The sequence below is a fragment of the Oceanobacter sp. 1_MG-2023 genome, from assembly GCF_030689025.1.
Classification (GTDB): domain Bacteria; phylum Pseudomonadota; class Gammaproteobacteria; order Pseudomonadales; family Oceanobacteraceae; genus Oceanobacter.
Map to the genome: position 1 here is coordinate 23533 of NZ_JAUYWA010000017.1, position 17650 is coordinate 41182.

13 protein-coding genes are annotated in these 17650 nt (G+C 53.0%); 10 read left to right on the forward strand and 3 right to left on the reverse strand.

All coding sequences use genetic code 11. The features are described 5' to 3' along the window. The first annotated feature begins 502 nt into the window (after window positions 1–502). The 9 genes from purL to Q8W22_RS11670 all read left to right on the forward strand — a co-directional run bounded on the left by purL (window position 503) and on the right by Q8W22_RS11670 (window position 11336). Window positions 503–4441 (forward strand): phosphoribosylformylglycinamidine synthase, encoded by a 3939-nt coding sequence (gene purL / locus Q8W22_RS11630; RefSeq protein WP_305452440.1) that lies wholly within the window; start codon window positions 503–505, stop codon window positions 4439–4441. A gap of 184 nt (window positions 4442–4625) precedes the next feature. After that, entirely contained in the window at window positions 4626–5099 is a 474-nt protein-coding gene (locus tag Q8W22_RS11635; RefSeq protein WP_305415229.1) for a hypothetical protein, read from the forward strand. 321 nt (window positions 5100–5420) lie between these two features. Continuing rightward, window positions 5421–6434 (forward strand): HlyD family secretion protein, encoded by a 1014-nt coding sequence (locus Q8W22_RS11640; protein ID WP_305452441.1) that lies wholly within the window; start codon window positions 5421–5423, stop codon window positions 6432–6434. 3 nt (window positions 6435–6437) lie between these two features. Continuing rightward, window positions 6438–8006 carry a DHA2 family efflux MFS transporter permease subunit gene (locus Q8W22_RS11645; protein WP_303432430.1) on the forward strand — a complete coding sequence of 523 codons (1569 nt, stop codon included), beginning with the start codon at window positions 6438–6440 and terminating at the stop codon, window positions 8004–8006. A 300-nt stretch (window positions 8007–8306) separates the two neighbouring features. Beyond that, the gene (rpsP, locus tag Q8W22_RS11650; RefSeq protein WP_303432428.1) at window positions 8307–8585 is read left to right on the forward strand and encodes a 30S ribosomal protein S16; all 279 of its coding nucleotides are present in this window, start codon (window positions 8307–8309) and stop codon (window positions 8583–8585) included. A gap of 24 nt (window positions 8586–8609) precedes the next feature. Beyond that, a complete protein-coding gene (gene rimM / locus Q8W22_RS11655) occupies window positions 8610–9134 on the forward strand; it encodes a ribosome maturation factor RimM (RefSeq protein WP_303432427.1) in 525 nt (174 codons plus the stop codon). Between the two features lie 40 nt (window positions 9135–9174). After that, window positions 9175–9954 carry a tRNA (guanosine(37)-N1)-methyltransferase TrmD gene (gene trmD, locus Q8W22_RS11660; RefSeq protein WP_303432425.1) on the forward strand — a complete coding sequence of 260 codons (780 nt, stop codon included), beginning with the start codon at window positions 9175–9177 and terminating at the stop codon, window positions 9952–9954. A 10-nt stretch (window positions 9955–9964) separates the two neighbouring features. Then, window positions 9965–10318 (forward strand): 50S ribosomal protein L19, encoded by a 354-nt coding sequence (gene rplS / locus Q8W22_RS11665; RefSeq protein ID WP_303432423.1) that lies wholly within the window; start codon window positions 9965–9967, stop codon window positions 10316–10318. A gap of 148 nt (window positions 10319–10466) precedes the next feature. Beyond that, window positions 10467–11336, forward strand: a complete 870-nt coding sequence (locus tag Q8W22_RS11670; RefSeq protein ID WP_303432421.1) for a DsbC family protein — start codon at window positions 10467–10469, stop codon at window positions 11334–11336. 1133 nt (window positions 11337–12469) lie between these two features. Here Q8W22_RS11670 and truC read toward each other — a convergent pair. After that, window positions 12470–13240 (reverse strand): tRNA pseudouridine(65) synthase TruC, encoded by a 771-nt coding sequence (gene truC / locus Q8W22_RS11675; RefSeq protein ID WP_305452442.1) that lies wholly within the window; start codon window positions 13238–13240, stop codon window positions 12470–12472. Between the two features lie 267 nt (window positions 13241–13507). On the opposite strand from truC, the gene Q8W22_RS11680 reads away from it, so the two are divergent. After that, window positions 13508–15103 (forward strand): cation:proton antiporter family protein, encoded by a 1596-nt coding sequence (locus Q8W22_RS11680; RefSeq protein ID WP_305452443.1) that lies wholly within the window; start codon window positions 13508–13510, stop codon window positions 15101–15103. On the opposite strand, the gene Q8W22_RS11685 is transcribed toward Q8W22_RS11680, so the two are convergent. Together Q8W22_RS11685 and Q8W22_RS11690 are read right to left on the reverse strand one after the other, a co-directional pair. After that, complete coding sequence (locus Q8W22_RS11685; RefSeq protein ID WP_305452444.1) at window positions 15055–15633, reverse strand: TIGR00730 family Rossman fold protein; 579 nt, start codon at window positions 15631–15633, stop codon at window positions 15055–15057. The two genes, Q8W22_RS11680 and Q8W22_RS11685, sit on opposite strands and share 49 nt — an antisense overlap. A 160-nt stretch (window positions 15634–15793) precedes the next feature. Further along, window positions 15794–17173 (reverse strand): PhoH family protein, encoded by a 1380-nt coding sequence (locus Q8W22_RS11690; protein WP_305415237.1) that lies wholly within the window; start codon window positions 17171–17173, stop codon window positions 15794–15796. Between the last annotated feature and the right edge of the window lie 477 nt (window positions 17174–17650).

Genomic DNA, 17650 nt, shown 5'->3' on the forward strand with positions numbered 1-17650 from the left:
ACTATCGTGCTCTCCTGCACTAATCTGGTGCGTGGCAGCAATTATTGTTCCATTTTACACCATAAGTTGGTTAAAAAACAATCGTTGAGCCAAGAGCTTCTCTGAATGGTGGCAATAGGTGTTGTCAATGGCAGGTGGTTTAATCGTGATCTGATCGTGGTTATCAAGACAATAAGGATGGTTTTGCTGGTTGTTTATTCGCCATAAAGCCCGGTTTCATCGCATTTGGGCGTGCCATGGCCACGAATCAGACAAGCGCAGCAAGCCGCTTGCTGACAGCCGGAGTGGTGCGCTTGTGTCGGACTGTTTTGTCCTGTTTTTGGCTGCTTTCAGCACGGAGTAGCTGCTTTTCTTATCAGTTTATCCGGTAATCAGAACAGAAAAACTCTGTTGCCGCAGTCGCTCAGACGATGCCATCTGGTAGCAGAGTTGATTGCTATCCAGTATCATTTGGCCTCATTTTTTCCCGTATTTTCGGCCCCACCCCTGGAGTCAAGGCACAATGCTTGAGCTGCGTGGCGCACCAGCGCTTTCGGAATTTCGTCAATCCAGAATTCTCAGCAAACTGCAGAACGCAGTTCCATCCGTTACTGGCGTCTATGCCGAGTTCGTTCATTTTGCTGATCTCAAAGCCGATCTGGCTGACCATGAGCACCTGATTCTGGAGCGAATTCTTCGTTATGGCCCCAAGGCTGACAGCGTGGAATCCGGCTTTATGGATGAGGCGGATTTATTTCTGGTCATTCCCCGTTTTGGCACCATTTCTCCCTGGTCATCGAAAGCCACGGATATTGCCCATAACTGTGGCCTGGATAAGGTGTTGCGGCTGGAGCGGGGTATCGCCTATTACGTCACTGGCAGCTGTGCTGCTGATCGTGATGCGGTGACCGCCGCCTTGCATGATCGTATGGTTGAAGTGGTTCTTGACCACCACGATGGCGCCGCGGCGCTGTTCTCCCATGCCGAACCGGCACCCTTGACGACAGTGGATGTGCTGAGTGGTGGTCGCGAGGCGCTGTTGGCGGCAGATAAAGAGCTGGGCCTGGCCCTGGCCGATGATGAAGTGGATTATCTGGTTGATAACTACAAGATCATGGGGCGTAACCCGACCGACGTTGAGCTGATGATGTTTGCCCAGGCTAATTCCGAGCATTGTCGTCACAAGATTTTTAACGCCAGCTGGACCATTGATGGTCAGGAGCAGGACAGATCCCTGTTCCAGATGATCAAGAACACTTACGAGTGTTATCACGACAATATTCTCTCTGCCTATAAAGACAACGCGTCGGTGATCCGTGGTCATCAGGCAGGGCGCTTCTTCCCGAACCCGATGGGGACGGAACAGTCCGGTCAGTACGGCTATCACGAAGAAGCCATGCATATCCTGATGAAGGTGGAAACCCATAACCACCCAACTGCGATTGCACCACACTCCGGGGCGGCCACCGGTTCTGGTGGCGAGATTCGTGACGAAGGGGCAACAGGCCGTGGCTCCAAGCCTAAAGCAGGCCTGACCGGTTTTACGGTTTCCGATCTCAAAATCCCCGGCTTTGAACAGCCATGGGAAAGCCAGTATGGCAAGCCGGACCGGATTGTCTCGGCTCTCGATATCATGACGGATGGCCCATTGGGCGGTGCGGCATTTAATAATGAATTTGGCCGTCCGAACCTGTGTGGTTACTTCCGTACTTTTGAACTGCAACACGATGGTGAAGTCCGGGGTTATCACAAGCCGATCATGATTGCCGGTGGTTACGGCAATATTCGTGATGAGCATGTACAAAAGGGTGATATTCCTGTCGGTGCTGCCCTGATTGTGCTGGGTGGCCCGGCGATGCAGATTGGCCTGGGCGGTGGCGCAGCGTCGTCGATGGCCTCTGGCCAGTCCAATGCCGATCTCGATTTTGCTTCCGTACAGCGTGAAAACCCGGAAATGGAACGCCGGTGCCAGGAAGTGATCGATCGCTGCTGGCAGAAAGGCGAGCAGAACCCGATTGCCTTTATTCACGATGTGGGTGCTGGTGGTATCTCCAACGCTTTCCCTGAGCTGGTGGGGGACGGTGGACGTGGCGGTCAGTTTGAACTGCGTAACGTCCCGAATGATGAGCCAGGCATGAGCCCACGGGCTATCTGGTCGAATGAATCCCAGGAACGTTACGTGATGGCGGTGCCGCAGCAGGAACTGGCCACCTTTGATGCCATCTGTCAGCGTGAGCGTTGTCCTTATGCCGTGGTGGGTTACGCCACCGAAGAAGAACATCTGACCGTGACCGACAGCCACTTTGGCAACAAGCCCGTGGATATGCCATTGCAGGTGTTGCTGGGCAAGCCACCGCGTATGCACCGGGATGCCAGCACTCGTGCCACAGCGGCAACGCCGTTTGATACGACAGGTATTGATCTGGCCGAAGCGGCGGAGCGGGTACTGACCTTGCCAACGGTTGCCAGCAAGTCCTTTCTGATCACCATTGGTGACCGCTCCATTACCGGTACCGTTGCCCGTGACCAGTTTGTTGGCCCTTGGCAGGTGCCAGTCGCAGACGTGGCGGTAACCACTGCGTCTTACGACAGTTATGTCGGTGAAGCCATGGCGATGGGGGAGCGTACTCCGGTTGCATTGCTGGATGCACCGGCATCCGGTCGACTGGCAGTGGCGGAAGCCATCACCAACCTGGCGGCGGCACCGATTGCCCGGTTAGCCGACATCAAGTTGTCAGCCAACTGGATGTGTGCGGCTGGTCACGAGGGTGAAGACGAGAAACTGTACGCCACGGTAAAAGCCGTTGGGATGGAGCTCTGCCCCGAGCTGCAAGTGACCATTCCAGTGGGCAAAGACTCCATGTCGATGAAAACCCGCTGGCAAGACACCAACGAACAGGGCGATAGCCTGGACAAGGCGGTGACTTCCCCCATGTCTCTGGTGATTACAGGCTTTGCGCCCGTATCGGATGCCCGCCTGGTTCTGACACCACAAATTCAGAAAGACATGGCCTCTGACCTGATTCTGGTGGATCTGGGCCGTGGCCAGAACCGCCTGGGAGCCTCTTGTCTGGCTCAGGTGTATCAGCAAGTCGGAGACATTCCGGCCGATCTCGACGATGCCGAAGACTTGCAGGCTTTCTTTGCTGTGGTGCAAGGGTTGAATGCCGACGGCAAGTTGCTGGCGTATCACGACCGCTCAGATGGTGGGTTGTTTGCTACCCTGGTGGAAATGGCGTTTGCCGGTCACGCAGGTCTGGATATTTCCATGGATCTGCTGGCCGATACCCCGTCCGAGCTGGCAGCAGCACTGTTTGCCGAAGAGCCGGGCGCAGTGATGCAGGTACGTCGTGACGATCTGGAAGCCGTACTGGCTCAATTTGAAGCCGCCGGTCTGGGAGATTGCACCGCCGTGATTGGTGCCGTCAATGACGATGACCAGATCACCTTCAGCTTTCAGGATGAAGAATTCCTCAGTGAATCCCGCACTCGCTGGCATCGGGTCTGGGCAGAAACCAGTTTCCGTATGCAGGCGCTGCGCGACAACGCCGACTGCGCCCAGCAAGAGTTTGATGCCCTGCTGGACAGCGACAATCCCGGGATTCACGCCGAGTTAAGCTTTGATGTGAACGAGGATATTACGGCAGATTTGCCCGATTCAATATCTGCCGATGCGCCGAAAGTGGCCATCCTGCGGGAACAAGGGGTTAACGGCCAGATCGAAATGGCGGCTGCGTTTGATCGCGCCGGGTTTGCCACTGTTGACGTGCATATGAGCGATATACTGTCAGGGGCTGTGACGCTGGAAGGCTTCCGCGGCCTGGTGGCCTGTGGCGGGTTCTCTTACGGTGACGTGTTGGGTGCCGGGGAAGGCTGGGCCAAGTCGATCTTGTTTAACGATCAGGCCCGTAGCCAGTTTGCAGCCTTCTTTGCACGCCCAGATACTTTTGCCCTCGGGGTTTGTAATGGTTGCCAGATGTTGTCAAACCTGCACGAACTGATACCGGGTGCTGAACACTGGCCACATTTTGTGCGCAATATGAGCGAGCAATTTGAAGCACGGGTGGCGATGGTCGAAGTGCAGGAATCCGATTCCGTGTTCCTTGCGGGCATGGCTGGTTCGCGCATGCCGATTGCGGTGGCGCATGGTGAAGGCCGGGCAGAGTTTGGCTCACAAGCGGATCTCAGTGAACTGGCCGGCCAAGTGGCGCTGCGTTATGTTGATCATTATGGCAAGGTCACAGAGCAATATCCGCTCAACCCGAACGGCTCGCCAGAAGGTATTACCGGTCTGACCGCGGCTGATGGTCGGGTAACGATCATGATGCCGCACCCGGAGCGCGTATTCCGTGCTATCCAGAATTCGTATATTCCACTTGGAGCGGATGGCGAACCCTGGAGCGAAGACGGTGCCTGGATGCGTATGTTCCGCAACGCGCGCGTCTGGTGTGAAGAGAACTGAACTGCCTGATCAGGCTTCTCTTTACCGGTCAACGCAGGCACTACTGCCAATCCGCCAGCCTTTGGGGCAGCGGATTGGCTCTATTAACCGGCCGTTATCACAAGCCCGAGCTACGCCGCAGCGATTTATAAGAAGTCGGGTGGTTCTGGTAGTTATGGCAACGGCAGTAATGACGAGACAAATCATGAAAAAGATGTTGGCGGTAGTATTGCTGGGTGTCAGTGCCAGCGTGACGGCTCAAGCGGTAGAAATTAAAAAATCTGTGGATGAACAACGCTGCCGTATGGTCAAGCAGAGCACCTGTATCAACAACGGTCGTAATGGCATTCAGCATTGTCAGCAGGAGCATCGGCAATCAGCCGCAGAGTTCGGGGCTGACCAGATAGTGATTACCTCGACCAATCAGAGTGATCATCGCAAACGCATGGCAACCGGTAACTACAAGAACTTTACCAAAACCAAGATGACGGCGCGGTATTATGTCTGTGATGACAGAATCCAGCAGCATCAGAACATGCAGCGAGAGGTTGTTGTACCACCGGCGCAAGGTAAAACCGTCGAAGAGCGCCTGTTGCGCTTGCAAACCCTGCGTGAGAAGAACCTGCTCAGCGAACAGGAATATCGCACCAAGCGTGCGGAAATCCTGTCGGAGCTGTAGCGCTATCGCTAACTCCTGACTTTTATTGCGTCTTTCCGCTCGCCTTTTACCCCGATGCTATCCTTGATTATCGCTGTGACCCTGCACCGACTGGAAGGTCAGTCGGCGGGGTGGCACTGCGGTAATAACCGTGGTCGCCGTTATGGTGATCATCATGATGGTGGTTGTCATGATGGTAATCATTGTGGTGGTAACGGTTGTTTGCATAACCGCAGTTGTTGCCGGTTATGGAACAGTATGTGAAAACAATTTAATTTCCAATTTGTTAAATAGCAAGCTAGTTTAGCGCCCTGTTCTGGCTCCTCTGGGTGATGTAAGGCGATGCGTAAAGTAGTGATTGTTCTGTTGTTGTTATTGATCACCGGTCTGGCGGGTTACTGGTGGTGGTGGCATCAGGGCCGCGAAGATACCGACAATGCCTACATCAAGGCCGATATTGTACCGGTGATGAGCCGGATCGATGGAACCGTACTGGCGCTGGAAGCCCAGGACAATCGGGCGGTGAAGCAGGGCGATGTGTTACTGACATTGGACCCTGCCTTGTATCTGACCCGTTTACAGCAACAGCAGGCCATGCTGTCTGCAGCCCAGGCCCGACTTACACATCTGGCCGACCGGGTAGTGGCGGAACAATCCCAAATCGCTTCAGCTGCGGCTTCGCTGGAAGGTGCCCGGGCTGAATACCGGCGCGCACAACAACAACTGAAGCGCCTGCAGCAACTCAAACAACAGCAATATGTATCGCAGGATGCCATTGATGCCGCCGAACTGACCCAGGCCTCGGCTGAGGCCCGGCTACACGAAAACGAAGCCCAACTGGCGTCCCGCAAGGCCAATCTGGTGGCGGTCAAGGGCGAGGCTCCGCAATTACAGGCCAGTGTGGCAGAAGCCCGGGCGGCGGTGGCTCAGGCTCAGCTGATGCTGGATTACTGCACCATTGTGGCTCCCCGTGATGGGATAATCACCAGCCGCCAGATTCAGCTGGGACAGAGTGTGGCACCCGGTGCCCGCTTGATGAGTCTGGTGACTCACCCGGTTTGGGTATATGCCAATTTCAAGGAAACCCAGGTGGCCGAGATGCAAGTCGGACAAGCGGTTGAAATCCGGGTTGATGCCTTGCCTGATCTGATATTCAAAGGCCATGTTGACAGTTTTTTTGCGGCCACCGGTTCAGAATTTGCTCTGCTGCCTCCTCAGAATGCAACGGGTAACTTCACCAAGGTGGTACAACGATTACCGGTCAAGCTGGTGTTTGAAGACGGTCAGGATACCTCGATGCTGCGCCCTGGCATGTCGGTTGACGCTGCTGTTTTTACTGCTGCTGTGGCTGAGTAGCGTGTGACTGAGCGTTTTCCGCGCTACTGGTTAGCGATTGCTGGTGCCCTGTTGGGTGCCTTTATGGCCATTCTCGATATTCAGATCACCAATTCTTCGTTGAAAGATATTCAGGCGGCGTTGGGTGCCACTCTGGAGGAATCCTCCTGGATTGCGACCTCGTACCTGGTGGCTGAAATGATCGCTATCCCATTGACCGGCTTTTTTGCCGCCTGGCTGTCGCCGCGGCGTTATCTGGTGTGGAACAGTGCCGCGTTTGTGGCGGCCTCGCTGGCCTGTTCGCTGGCCTGGAACCTCGAGAGCATGATTGTATTCCGGGCGTTGCAGGGATTTACCGGCGGCGCGCTGATTCCGATGGCGTTTAACCTGATTGTGACCTTGCTGCCGCTGGACAAACGCCCGGTCGGGATGGCGCTGTTTGGTGTCACAGCAACCTTCGCTCCCAGTATTGGCCCGACACTGGGAGGCTGGTTAACAGAAACATTCAGCTGGCATTATCTCTTTTACCTCAATGTCATACCCGGGGCCGCTGTGATCACCCTGCTGACCATGGGGCTGGAGAAACGCAAGGTTGATGACACCCAGCTAGCCCGGATAGATGTGCTGGGTATGGTCACCATGGCGCTGGGGTTGGGGTGTTTGCAGCTGGTATTGGAAGAAGGCGCCAAGGATGACTGGTTTGAGGCTGAGTACATTCGCTGGTTAGCGCTGGTGTCATCGTTATCGCTGGTACTGTTTGTACGACACCAGTTACGGGTGCCGTTTCCATTGGTGAATCTGCGCCTGTTTGCCAACAAGGATTTCAGTCTGGCCTGTGTGGCGTATCTGATGCTGGGATTCGGGCTGTTTGGTTCCGTGTATCTGGTGCCTTTGTATCTGGCGTCATTACATGATTACACCGCGTTGGATATTGGCCTGGTACTGATGTGGGTTGGCTTTCCACAATTGCCGTTTTTTCCGTTGATCCCCAGAATTCTCAAGTTTGTGCAGGCCCGTTTTTTGGTAGCGATCGGGTTTGTGGTCATGGGGATGAGCCTGTTTATGAATATGCATATGAGCATGGACTATGATGGCAGTTATCTGATTCCGGCGTTATTGCTGCGGGCGTTAGGGCAGCCGTTTATCATGGTGCCGCTGTCATTAATGTCGGCAGCGGCATTACCGCCGCAGGATGTTGCTTCGGCGTCGACGTTGTTTAACGTGATGCGTAACCTGGGTGGAGCGATAGGTATTGCTGGCCTGGCAACCCTGTTGCAAAAACGCACTGACCTGCATGGTGCGGAAATTCGCGAGACGCTGGTGGCCAATAGCCAATCGACGCTGGATTATCTGGCACTGCTGGGGCAGCAAATGGGGCTGCCAGCACAGGCGCCGCAAGTATTGTCTCAGGTCGCAACCGAGGTGCAACAGCAGGCCTCGGTGATGTCTTACAACGAGGCATTTGCGGTGTTGGGGGTGTCGATGCTGGTGGCTGCCGTGGCCTCTGTGATGGTCAAGCCATCGAAGCCACTCAAGGCGAAAAGCACCGATACCACCCCGGATCATTCTGCCGCCGACAAGGCCAGCACCTGAAGCGCTGTTGGGCTTTGGTCTGGCGGGTGTGTGTCCGGGCAAGTGCCGGCAAACTGTCGTTTACTTCCTGATCTATCCAGCATACAATCTGCGCCCCTTTTAATAGGCCTTTTTCGCCTGTATCCGGATTGAGATGAATCGCCTCCGGGCGATAACAGCATGATTGGCAAGCGGGAAAGATGTTGAACGGCGGGCGATTCCAAAACCCGCCACCCGGAATATCCGGTAGTGTGACTCTGTTTTTCAGACCAACGCTGACTGGGATTCCGCTTGATAAAACGATCGGAGTAGATCTTTTTTATGGTAGTTATTCGTCTGGCCCGTGGTGGCTCAAAAAAACGTCCTTTTTATCACATCAACGTAGCGGATTCGCGTTGTCCTCGCGACGGTCGCTTTATCGAGCGTATGGGTTTCTTTAACCCGGTTGCTCGTGGCTCCGAAGAAGGCCTGCGTATTGATCTGGAACGTGTTGATTTCTGGCTGGCTCGTGGTGCTCAGCCTACCGAGCGTGTTGCCAAACTGCTCAAAGATGCACGTAAAGCCCAGCCTGCTGCTCCTGCAGCTGACGCTGAAGCTTAATTCGTGCCAGCTGAGGGAGCGTTGGTGACTGACCAGGAAATTACCGTTCTGGGCAAGATCTCGACCGCATTTGGCATCAAGGGATGGGTCAAGGTGTATTCCTTTACCGATCCGGTGAGCAACATTCTGGACTACCCGATCTGGCTATTGAGTATCAATGGTGAGTGGCGGACGTTTGAAGTGGAAGCAAGCCAAACCCAAAGCAAAGGGATTGTGGTAAAACTGAAAGGTATAGCAGACCGCGATGCGGCGCTGGCGCTGTCTCAAACCGAGATTGCCGTTTATACCTCGCAATTACCCGAACCCGACGACGATGAATTTTATTGGTTCCAGCTGGAAGATCTGAAGGTAGAGAATACCCAGGGTCAGCTGCTGGGCAAGGTAAAAGAGCTGTTTGATTCTGGTGGTGGTAACCAGGTAATGAAACTGACGAGCTGCGAAGGCAGTATCGATCAGCAACAACGCCTGATCCCCTACGTAGATACCATCGTTCTGGATGTCGACCTTGAAAGCAAGGTGATCCAGGTCGAATGGGAAGCAGATTACTGACCAGTGCTGTTTTGACAGCACCGGTATAGAGGCCCACACGATGTGGTTTGGCGTTGTTTCCCTGTTTCCGGATATGTTCAATTCGCTCACCGATTATGGTGTCAGCGGACGGGCAGTGAAGCAGGGACAGATTGCTGTCGAGCGTTGGAATCCCCGTGATTTTGCGTACGACAACTACCAGACCGTCGATGATCGTCCTTACGGTGGTGGCCCCGGCATGCTGATGAAAATCCAGCCGCTGCAGGATGCCATTGCCGCCGCTCGTGAAGCGGCAGATCAGCAACCAGGGAAACCGGCGCGAGTGATTTATCTGTCACCGCAAGGGCGCAAACTGGATCAGGCGGGGGTGCTGGAACTGGCACAACACGACAAGCTGATTCTGGTATCGGGACGATACGAAGGCATTGATGAACGTTTGATCGGGCAGGAAATCGACGAAGAGTGGTCGCTTGGCGACTTTGTACTCAGCGGCGGTGAACTGGCGGCAATGACATTGATGGATGCGGTGATTCGTTTGGTGCCGGGTGTACTTGGGCATGACTTGTCGGCCCAGCAGGACTCCTTTATGGAAGGCCTGCTCGACTGTCCCCATTATACTCGTCCGGAAGTGTACGACGGACAATCTGTCCCTGCGGTATTACTGAGTGGCAACCACGAGAAAATCCGCCTATGGCGGCTGAAACAGTCTCTTGGCAGAACCTGGGAGCGTCGACCGGATTTACTGGACACGCTGGAACTGAGTAACGAACAACATAGGTTATTGACAGAGTATCTGAGCGAACGAGTGAGTGAATCTGACACCAAATCGCCAGACTGTTAAGGAGCATACAATGAGCAACAAGAACCCAATCATTCAGCAGATTGAGAACGCCCAGCTGAAAGAATCCGTTCCTGAATTCGGCCCAGGTGACACTGTGGTTGTACAGGTTAAGGTAAAAGAAGGTACCCGTGAGCGTCTGCAGGCGTTTGAAGGTGTAGTGATTGGCAAGCGTAACCGCGGCCTGAACTCTGCTTTCACCGTCCGTAAAATCTCTCACGGTGTTGGCGTAGAACGTACTTTCCAGACTCACAGCCCACAGATTGACAGCATGGCTGTCAAACGTCGTGGTGATGTGCGTCAGGCGAAACTGTACTACCTGCGTGAACGTAGCGGTAAATCTGCACGTATCAAAGAGAAGGTATAACCTTCTTGTTTGGAAAGAACGGGCCTTGTGCCCGTTTTTTTATGGCTGTAAAACAGTATTGGCAAGATCGCTATGAATTGGTTGGAACCAATGACCCTCTCCGGCTTCAAAACCGAAATTTATTCCTGACAACAGGGTGTAGGACACAATGAAGAAATTATTGTTGTCGTTTTTGGTGGTTGGTCTGACCGCCTGTAACGATTCGGATGCAGCAGAACCGACTCAGGCTGCTGCCGCGGCAATCCGGACACTGGCAGAATCCCATTTACAACAGGTGTATGGGCCACAGGTAAAAGTGGAAGGTACCAGTCTGATTGCCAATAACCAGATTCTGGAAGTGATTCTGGAAGGTGGCCCGGCACTGTATATGACGCCGGATGCCAGCCATCTGATCTATCGTGATGAACTGATTGCCATTGATGGCCCACACGCGGTCAATGTGACGCAAGAGCGTATGAACCCGCGTCGTGCCGAAAGCATGGCAACCATTGCCGATACCGATACCGTCCTGTTCCCGGCCAAAGGCAAACAAAAAGCGCTGATCAACGTTTTCACTGATATTGACTGCGGTTATTGCCAGAAGCTGCACAAGGAAATTCCGCGTATTAATGAACTGGGCATTACCGTGCGTTACCTGGCGTACCCTCGTTCCGGTATTCAGGATCCCAATACTGGCCAGCTGACCCAGTCATTCCAGAAAATTAACTACGTCTGGTGTCAGGATGATCGCAAGACAGCCATGACCGATATGAAAAATGCCCAGAGTGAACTGAACTCCCTGAGTCGGCAGTTGCGTGCAGGGGATGCTGCCGTGCAGAAGCGCGTAAATGAATTACAGCAGACACTGGTTGCCAATATGCAGGCGAGTACAGCATGTAATGAGCCGATTGCAGAGCAGTACCTGATGGGTCGACAACTGGGTGTGAATGGCACCCCAGCCATTATTGTTGACGATGGCCGTCTGTTCCCTGGCTATATGCCAGCAGACCAACTGGCAGAAGCACTGGGCGTACTCTAGGCCTCACTGACCAGCCCTTGATACCCGGATCGATAGATGCTGTATTCTGCAGCGTTTGTTGTCCGGGTTTTTATTATCCCGCCAACAGTGAAGCCAATGTTGGCGGCGCATGTCTGCTTCACAATTCTTATAGCCGCTGCTTATATCCATGATATTTTTTACTGCTGAGGCTTGACTGTTACCGAATCAAAGCTTTGTCTGTGTCTGTGGGTAACATGTCTTTCTTGCTGGTTAAAAAATGAACAAATTAGCGGGACCGTTGCCCTGACTGGCTCTGCAGCGCTTTTAAAGATGATATTCACACAATTATCCACAGAAACTGTGGATGAAGTGGCAGTGGGCTAAATCGACAGCCTGATGACGTCAAGTGTATTTTCAAATAATTGGTACAGAATCAGCAGAGAATACCGTCGCTGTTCGCACTGGCTTGATGAATTACTCACATAGACCATCATGGTCGTCATGGACAGTTTTTGGATGCAGTACTTGACAAGCACTCGGAGTCGGTACCTAAGACCTTGAAAAGCAAGTATTTTTTATAAGCTGAAAAAGATGTGCCTTGGTACTCCAAAAATGGCAGCTGTCAATTTCAAATTCCAGAAAATTATCCCCGTAATTATCCACAGACTTGTTCCCGGTTTTTGATCGGGTATTTTGAAATTAACCAAGGAATGACAGCTTGCAAGTCTTGACAGTGATTTTTTTTAAAAATGACACGTCAATATTTTCTAACAGGCGTTATTCACATAGTCATAAAACCGTCATTTCCATCATCGATAAAAGTCAATAAGTGTCTTCAAAAAAACCGATATATTGCTATCTTATTGAAATATAAGAGTTTTTTTTTTGGTTCAAAACCGAACAATTTAAGGAAAAGCCAGTATTGGTGCGGCTTGCAGGTACTTTTAAAGAAATTGTCCTCAGATTTATCCACAGATTCTGTGGGTAACCGGTCGTCAAGGCAAATTATCGGTTATTTTTACCATTCAGGAAAAAAATGGCCTGACAACACGCCTTCAAAGGTTATCGCCAGTGGATAATAGGCTTGATCTGAGGTTGTTTTCTGCAAGGCTGTGCACAACTTCTGATTCAGGCAAAAATGTGCACAACTTTGGGGAGTAGGCTGCAGAATCTCAGACCGATGTCCGCTCATTGTTATCCTCAGGTAAGGTTGCGGCGAGCAACTCCGGTAGCTGTGCTTGCCACTGGAAGCGCTGCACCAGTGACCACCAGACGTTATCCAGCGGAGCAGTAAACACCAGTGGCTGTTGTGTGACAGGGTGTGTCATATGGAGTTGCCAGGCGTGGAGCAACAAGCGTCCGGCATTGAGATGGTCACGAAAGTAGCGACTGTGACGCCCCTTGCCATAACGGGCATCACAAATAATAGGGTGGCTCAGATGTTTCAGGTGACGGCGAATCTGATGCTTGCGCCCGGTTTTCGGCATGGCTTCAACCAGTGAGTAACGGGATTGCGGATACTTGTCGATCTCGACATCCAGCTCGACGGTGGCCAATAAACGGAAGTCGGTAATGGCTTCTTGTGGTGGTTTTATTACTGGCTGTTTGGCGTATTTATCAATCGGCGGACTCATGGCGTAGTCGAGGTGTACATACTCGGGCATATAACCACGCACAATCGCCAGGTAGCGTTTATCGATCACACGTTCCCGCCATTGATCAGCAATTTGGCTGGCAATCTCACTGGAAAGTGCAAACACCAGAACCCCGGACGTTGGTTTGTCCAGCCGATGCACCGGATAAACCCGCTGACCTAGCTGGTTGCGCAGTAGCTGCAAGACAAAACGGGTTTCGTGGCGGTCAATATCACTGCGATGTACCAGCAAGCCACTGGGTTTGTTAATGGCCACCAAATGGTCATCAAGATAAAGAATATCGAGCAAAATAATCGTTTAACCTCTGGCATCGGATTAAGCAGGTGGGGTGGTGTTGGACTGTAGCGGAATCGGAATCGACCGGCTACTGGCACCGAAAGCTGGCGCTGCGCCAGGTCAGTACACCATTTGTATCTGCTGGAATAGGGAACAACCCTGTTATTGTCAGACGATTTGGGGTTTTGCTGATGGCACGGTGGCGAAATAAAGTGCTTCGGCTGGTATTCTTGCCACTGGCAGCAGTTGTGCTTTGCTGGAGCATTTAAAGGAGCAAGAATGGATTTTGTCTGGATTCTGGTGGCATTTTTATGTGGCTTTGTCGTCAAGCAGGTAGGCATGCCACCATTGGTAGGGTATTTGTTGGCCGGGTTTGGGTTGAATGCCGTGGGTATGGAACCGGATTCGGTCTTGAACCGGCTAGCGGATCTGGGCATTACCCTGATGCTGTTTACCATTGGCCTGAAGCTGAACGTCAAGGCGTTGTTAAAAACCGAAGTATGGGCAACCAGTGTGCTGCATACCAGTCTCTGGACGTTACTGCTGGTGGGGGTGGTGTCTTTGCTGGGATGGCTGGGTATCAGCCATTATCTGGAAATTCCCTGGCAGACTCAGGCGTTGATCGGTTTTGCCCTGAGTTTTTCTTCGACCGTTTGTGTTATCAAGATGCTGGAAGAGGCCTCTGAGCTGAAAGCCCGCCATGGCAAGATTGTGGTCGGGATTCTGGTCATTCAGGATATTGTTGCGGTTATTTTCCTGGTGGCCTCAACTGGCAAGATTCCATCGATCATGGCGTTTGGTTTGCTGGGCTTATGGCTGCTGAAACCCATGCTGCATCGTCTGGTCAGCCGGGTTGGTCACGATGAGTTATTGCCTTTGTTGGGCTTCTTTCTGGCGTTGGGGGGATCGGAGCTGTTCTCGCTGGTGCATATGAAAGGTGATCTGGGGGCTTTGTTGATCGGTGTGCTGCTGGCTTCTCACAGCAAGTCGGTTGAAATCTACAAGGCATTGATGGGGTTCAAGGATCTATTCCTGATCGGGTTCTTTCTGTCGATCGGCTTTACCGCCTTGCCAACCCTCGATATGGCCTTGCCGGTGCTGCTGTTAACCTCATTGTTGATCGTGAAGTTCGGTCTGTTTTTTGTCCTGATGCTGAAATTCAAGATTTCAGGACGGACGTCATATCTGAGTGCTCTGGCGTTAACCAACTTCAGCGAGTTCGGACTGATTGTGGCGCACCTGAGCGTGGACAATGGCTGGTTGAGTAACGACTGGCTGGTGATTCTGGCGGTTTCCATGTCGCTATCGTTTGTACTCAGTACTGCCGTGTATCGCCGCGCCCACCATATTTATGCGCGGCGCAAGGAACAGATCAACCGTTATGAGCGCCCGGGAGCGCACTCAACCTACGAAACGCCGGTACAGGCCGAGGTGCTTATTCTGGGCATGGGACGGGTTGGCAAGGGCGCTTACCGTGCGATGGAAGCTGAGTATGGCAACCGTATCTGTGGGGTGGAGTCTGACCCTGAACGTATCGCCTATCTGAAAAGTAAAGGCCTGAACGTGGTGGTCGGAGATGCGGACGATATGGAGTTCTGGGAAAGTATTGGCGCTGCTCGTAACGATATCCGTCTGGTGATGATGGCGTTACCGGCACAACTGGAAATGAAGAGCACGCTGGAGATGCTGCGCCTGTCCGGTTATACCGGCAAGATTTCTGCCGTGGCCCGTTACGACGATGAATGCCAGGAGCTGATCGACCTGGGAGTGGATGTCGTCTTTAACTACTATCTGGAAGTCGGTGCCGGTTTTGCGGCAGAAAGCCGTCATTTACTGGAAGAACCCGCCTCCGAGCCGGAACCCGCCAACGCATAGTGCTCAAGCTGTTGCAGCAAGAGGGCTGGTTCGCTGGCCCGCAACAGTTCTCCGCTTTGATGGGCAAATCCTTGCTGGCGAATATGCGTCAGCAAGTCAAAAAACGGCTGCCAGAACTGGTCAACATCAAAACAGGCACAAGGCTTGTTGTGATCACCGATGTTGGCCCAACACCAGACTTCGACCAATTCATCCAGGGTGCCGATACCACCAGGTAAAGCCACAAAGGCATCGGCCAGATCGGCCATCAGTGCCTTACGTTCGTGCATGCTGTGTACGTGGTGTATTTGTGTCAGACCGGTGTGGATTTTTTCCTGTTGCCCGAGTACCCCAGGCATAACACCAATCACTTCCCCACCGGCTGCCAGCGCCGCATTGGCGACTATTCCCATCAGCCCTGATTGACTGCCACCATAGACAATGCCAATGCCTTGCTGGGCGAGAAAAGTGGCTAATGTTGTTGCGGCAGCGGCATAGGCCGGGTCATTCCCCAGGCGGGAACCACAATAAATAGCAACACGTTTGATCATCTTGATATCCGGTAAAAAATTCGGCTACAGCATACGTCTCTGACGCTGGCTGTCATCTGCTTATCGCTGGGCAGCGGCCATCGACAGCCTGAAAAAACCGTTTGGTACATGCGGGCTTATCAGCCCGCTGTCCTGCTGTATATGATGGTGGAAAGACCCATCAGAGATGGGTTTCTGCATATTCCGCCAGAGGCGAACGCGGCGACCCTTGCAGATGAATGGTACCGCCCTGGTCAAAGGCCTTGAAGCGCTCTATCAGATAGGTCAAGCCAGAACTGACAGGGGTCAGGTATGGCGTGTCGATCTGGGCGAGATTACCCAGACAGACCACCTTGCTGCCGGAACCTGCGCGGGTAATGATGGTTTTCATTTGGTGAGGGGTCAGGTTCTGGCATTCATCGATCAGGATCAGGCTGTGCTGGAAGCTGCGGCCACGAATATAGTTCAGCGATTTGAACTGCAACGGTACTTTTTGCAAAATATAATCGACGCTGCTGGTGGCGTGCTCATCTTCGTAATGCAGGGCTTCAAGGTTATCGGTGATGGCGCCGAGCCATGGCTCCATTTTTTCCGCCTCGGTGCCGGGCAAATAACCAATATCCTCGTCCAGACCTCGGGTGCTGCGGGTGGCGATAATCCGGCGAAACTGCTGGGTGGCGACGGTCATTTCAATGGCGGCGGCCAGTGCCAGAATGGTTTTGCCGGAACCGGCCTGACCACTGAGCGTTACCAGCGAGACCGACGGATCGAGCAACAGATGTAATGCCAGCGCCTGGGGCAGGTCCCGTGGACGCAGTCCCCAGGCTACCTGAGACATCAGTTGCTCCACCGGCAAGTCGTGCAATACCGCCATGTCGTTGTCCAGATCCACCACCTTGCCGACAAAGCCGCTTTCATCAAGGATAAAATGATTGAGATACAGTTCGTCAGGCAAATGGCCTCGCGGAATACGGTGGAAAGTCCCGGTGGCATCATGGAAGCTGTTGACCTGGGTCTGGCTGTCCCAGAATGAATCGGCATAGGTGTGGTAGCCGGTTTCCAGCAGCGACACATCCGACAGCATCTGGTCGTTCTGATAGTCCTGTGCACCGATACCACAGCCCCGTGCCTTGAGGCGCATATTGATGTCTTTGGTGATCAGAATAATGTCGCGGTGGGGAGATTTTTCCTGCAGAGCGATCAGGCCATTGATGATTTTGTTGTCGTTCATCTCCCGGGATAAGGGCGCGTGACGGCTATCAAAGGTATCCAGCAGAATGGAAAACGAACCGAGTGACTTGCCATCGGCCCGCTTTATCGGTACTCCTTTGGCAATCTCGGTCGGGCTGGCTTTGCCAATAATACGATCAATTTGTCGTATCGCTTCCCGGCAATCGGTGGCGATGGCAGCTTTGCCCATTTTCAGCTTGTCGAGTTCTTCCAGTACCGTCATGGGAATAACGACCTGGTGTTCTTCAAATTGATGAATGGCACTGGGGTCGTGAATCAGCACGTTGGTATCCAGAACATACAGCTTGGTAGCAGTTTTGCGCGCGGCCATAAAAACACTCTCCTGGTTTCAGGTTCAGAGAAGCAAGCGGTGAGTCTGTGGTGATGCGTTCCGGGGATTGGCCGGATGGACAAAGTGACGTGGCAGATGACGTCGGAGGTAATGGATAAGTGGTCGGGGTAGCGAATGCAGCCGTATCATCAACACCGGCTGGCAGGGAAAACAAACAGTACGATTCCTGATGGTGATACGGAGCCGCAGATATAGACAGGTCGACTGGCAATGTGTCCCTCCCTCTGTGAGTAGTGCAATTACTATGGCCTTTGCTGTTGATCTTGCCAAGCCCCAGAAGCCAAATCTGTGGATCATGGCCACCTTGTCACTTTGGCTGATCAGGCGTTACCGGGGCAGCTGATGGCAGGAAAATAGCGCAAGTGAAACGCATCAAGGCTGGTCGAGACCATAACCGTTAATGGTTACGGGCAAGGTTTGGGGGGCGGGAAAAAATATTTGATTGAGAAAAGCGCC

Excerpts from the sequence above, each read along its gene's own strand:
- purL (WP_305452440.1), top strand. The coding sequence starts at position 503 with ATGCTTGAGCTGCGTGGCGCACCAGCGCTTTCGGAATTTCGTCAATCC.
- Q8W22_RS11680 (WP_305452443.1), top strand. The coding sequence starts at position 13,508 with ATGGATTTTGTCTGGATTCTGGTGGCATTTTTATGTGGCTTTGTCGTC.
- rplS (WP_303432423.1), top strand. The coding sequence starts at position 9,965 with ATGAGCAACAAGAACCCAATCATTCAGCAGATTGAGAACGCCCAGCTG.
- Q8W22_RS11685 (WP_305452444.1), bottom strand. The coding sequence starts at position 15,633 with ATGATCAAACGTGTTGCTATTTATTGTGGTTCCCGCCTGGGGAATGAC.
- Q8W22_RS11670 (WP_303432421.1), top strand. The coding sequence starts at position 10,467 with ATGAAGAAATTATTGTTGTCGTTTTTGGTGGTTGGTCTGACCGCCTGT.
- trmD (WP_303432425.1), top strand. The coding sequence starts at position 9,175 with ATGTGGTTTGGCGTTGTTTCCCTGTTTCCGGATATGTTCAATTCGCTC.
- Q8W22_RS11640 (WP_305452441.1), top strand. The coding sequence starts at position 5,421 with ATGCGTAAAGTAGTGATTGTTCTGTTGTTGTTATTGATCACCGGTCTG.
- rpsP (WP_303432428.1), top strand. The coding sequence starts at position 8,307 with ATGGTAGTTATTCGTCTGGCCCGTGGTGGCTCAAAAAAACGTCCTTTT.
- Q8W22_RS11635 (WP_305415229.1), top strand. The coding sequence starts at position 4,626 with ATGAAAAAGATGTTGGCGGTAGTATTGCTGGGTGTCAGTGCCAGCGTG.
- Q8W22_RS11690 (WP_305415237.1), bottom strand. The coding sequence starts at position 17,173 with ATGGCCGCGCGCAAAACTGCTACCAAGCTGTATGTTCTGGATACCAAC.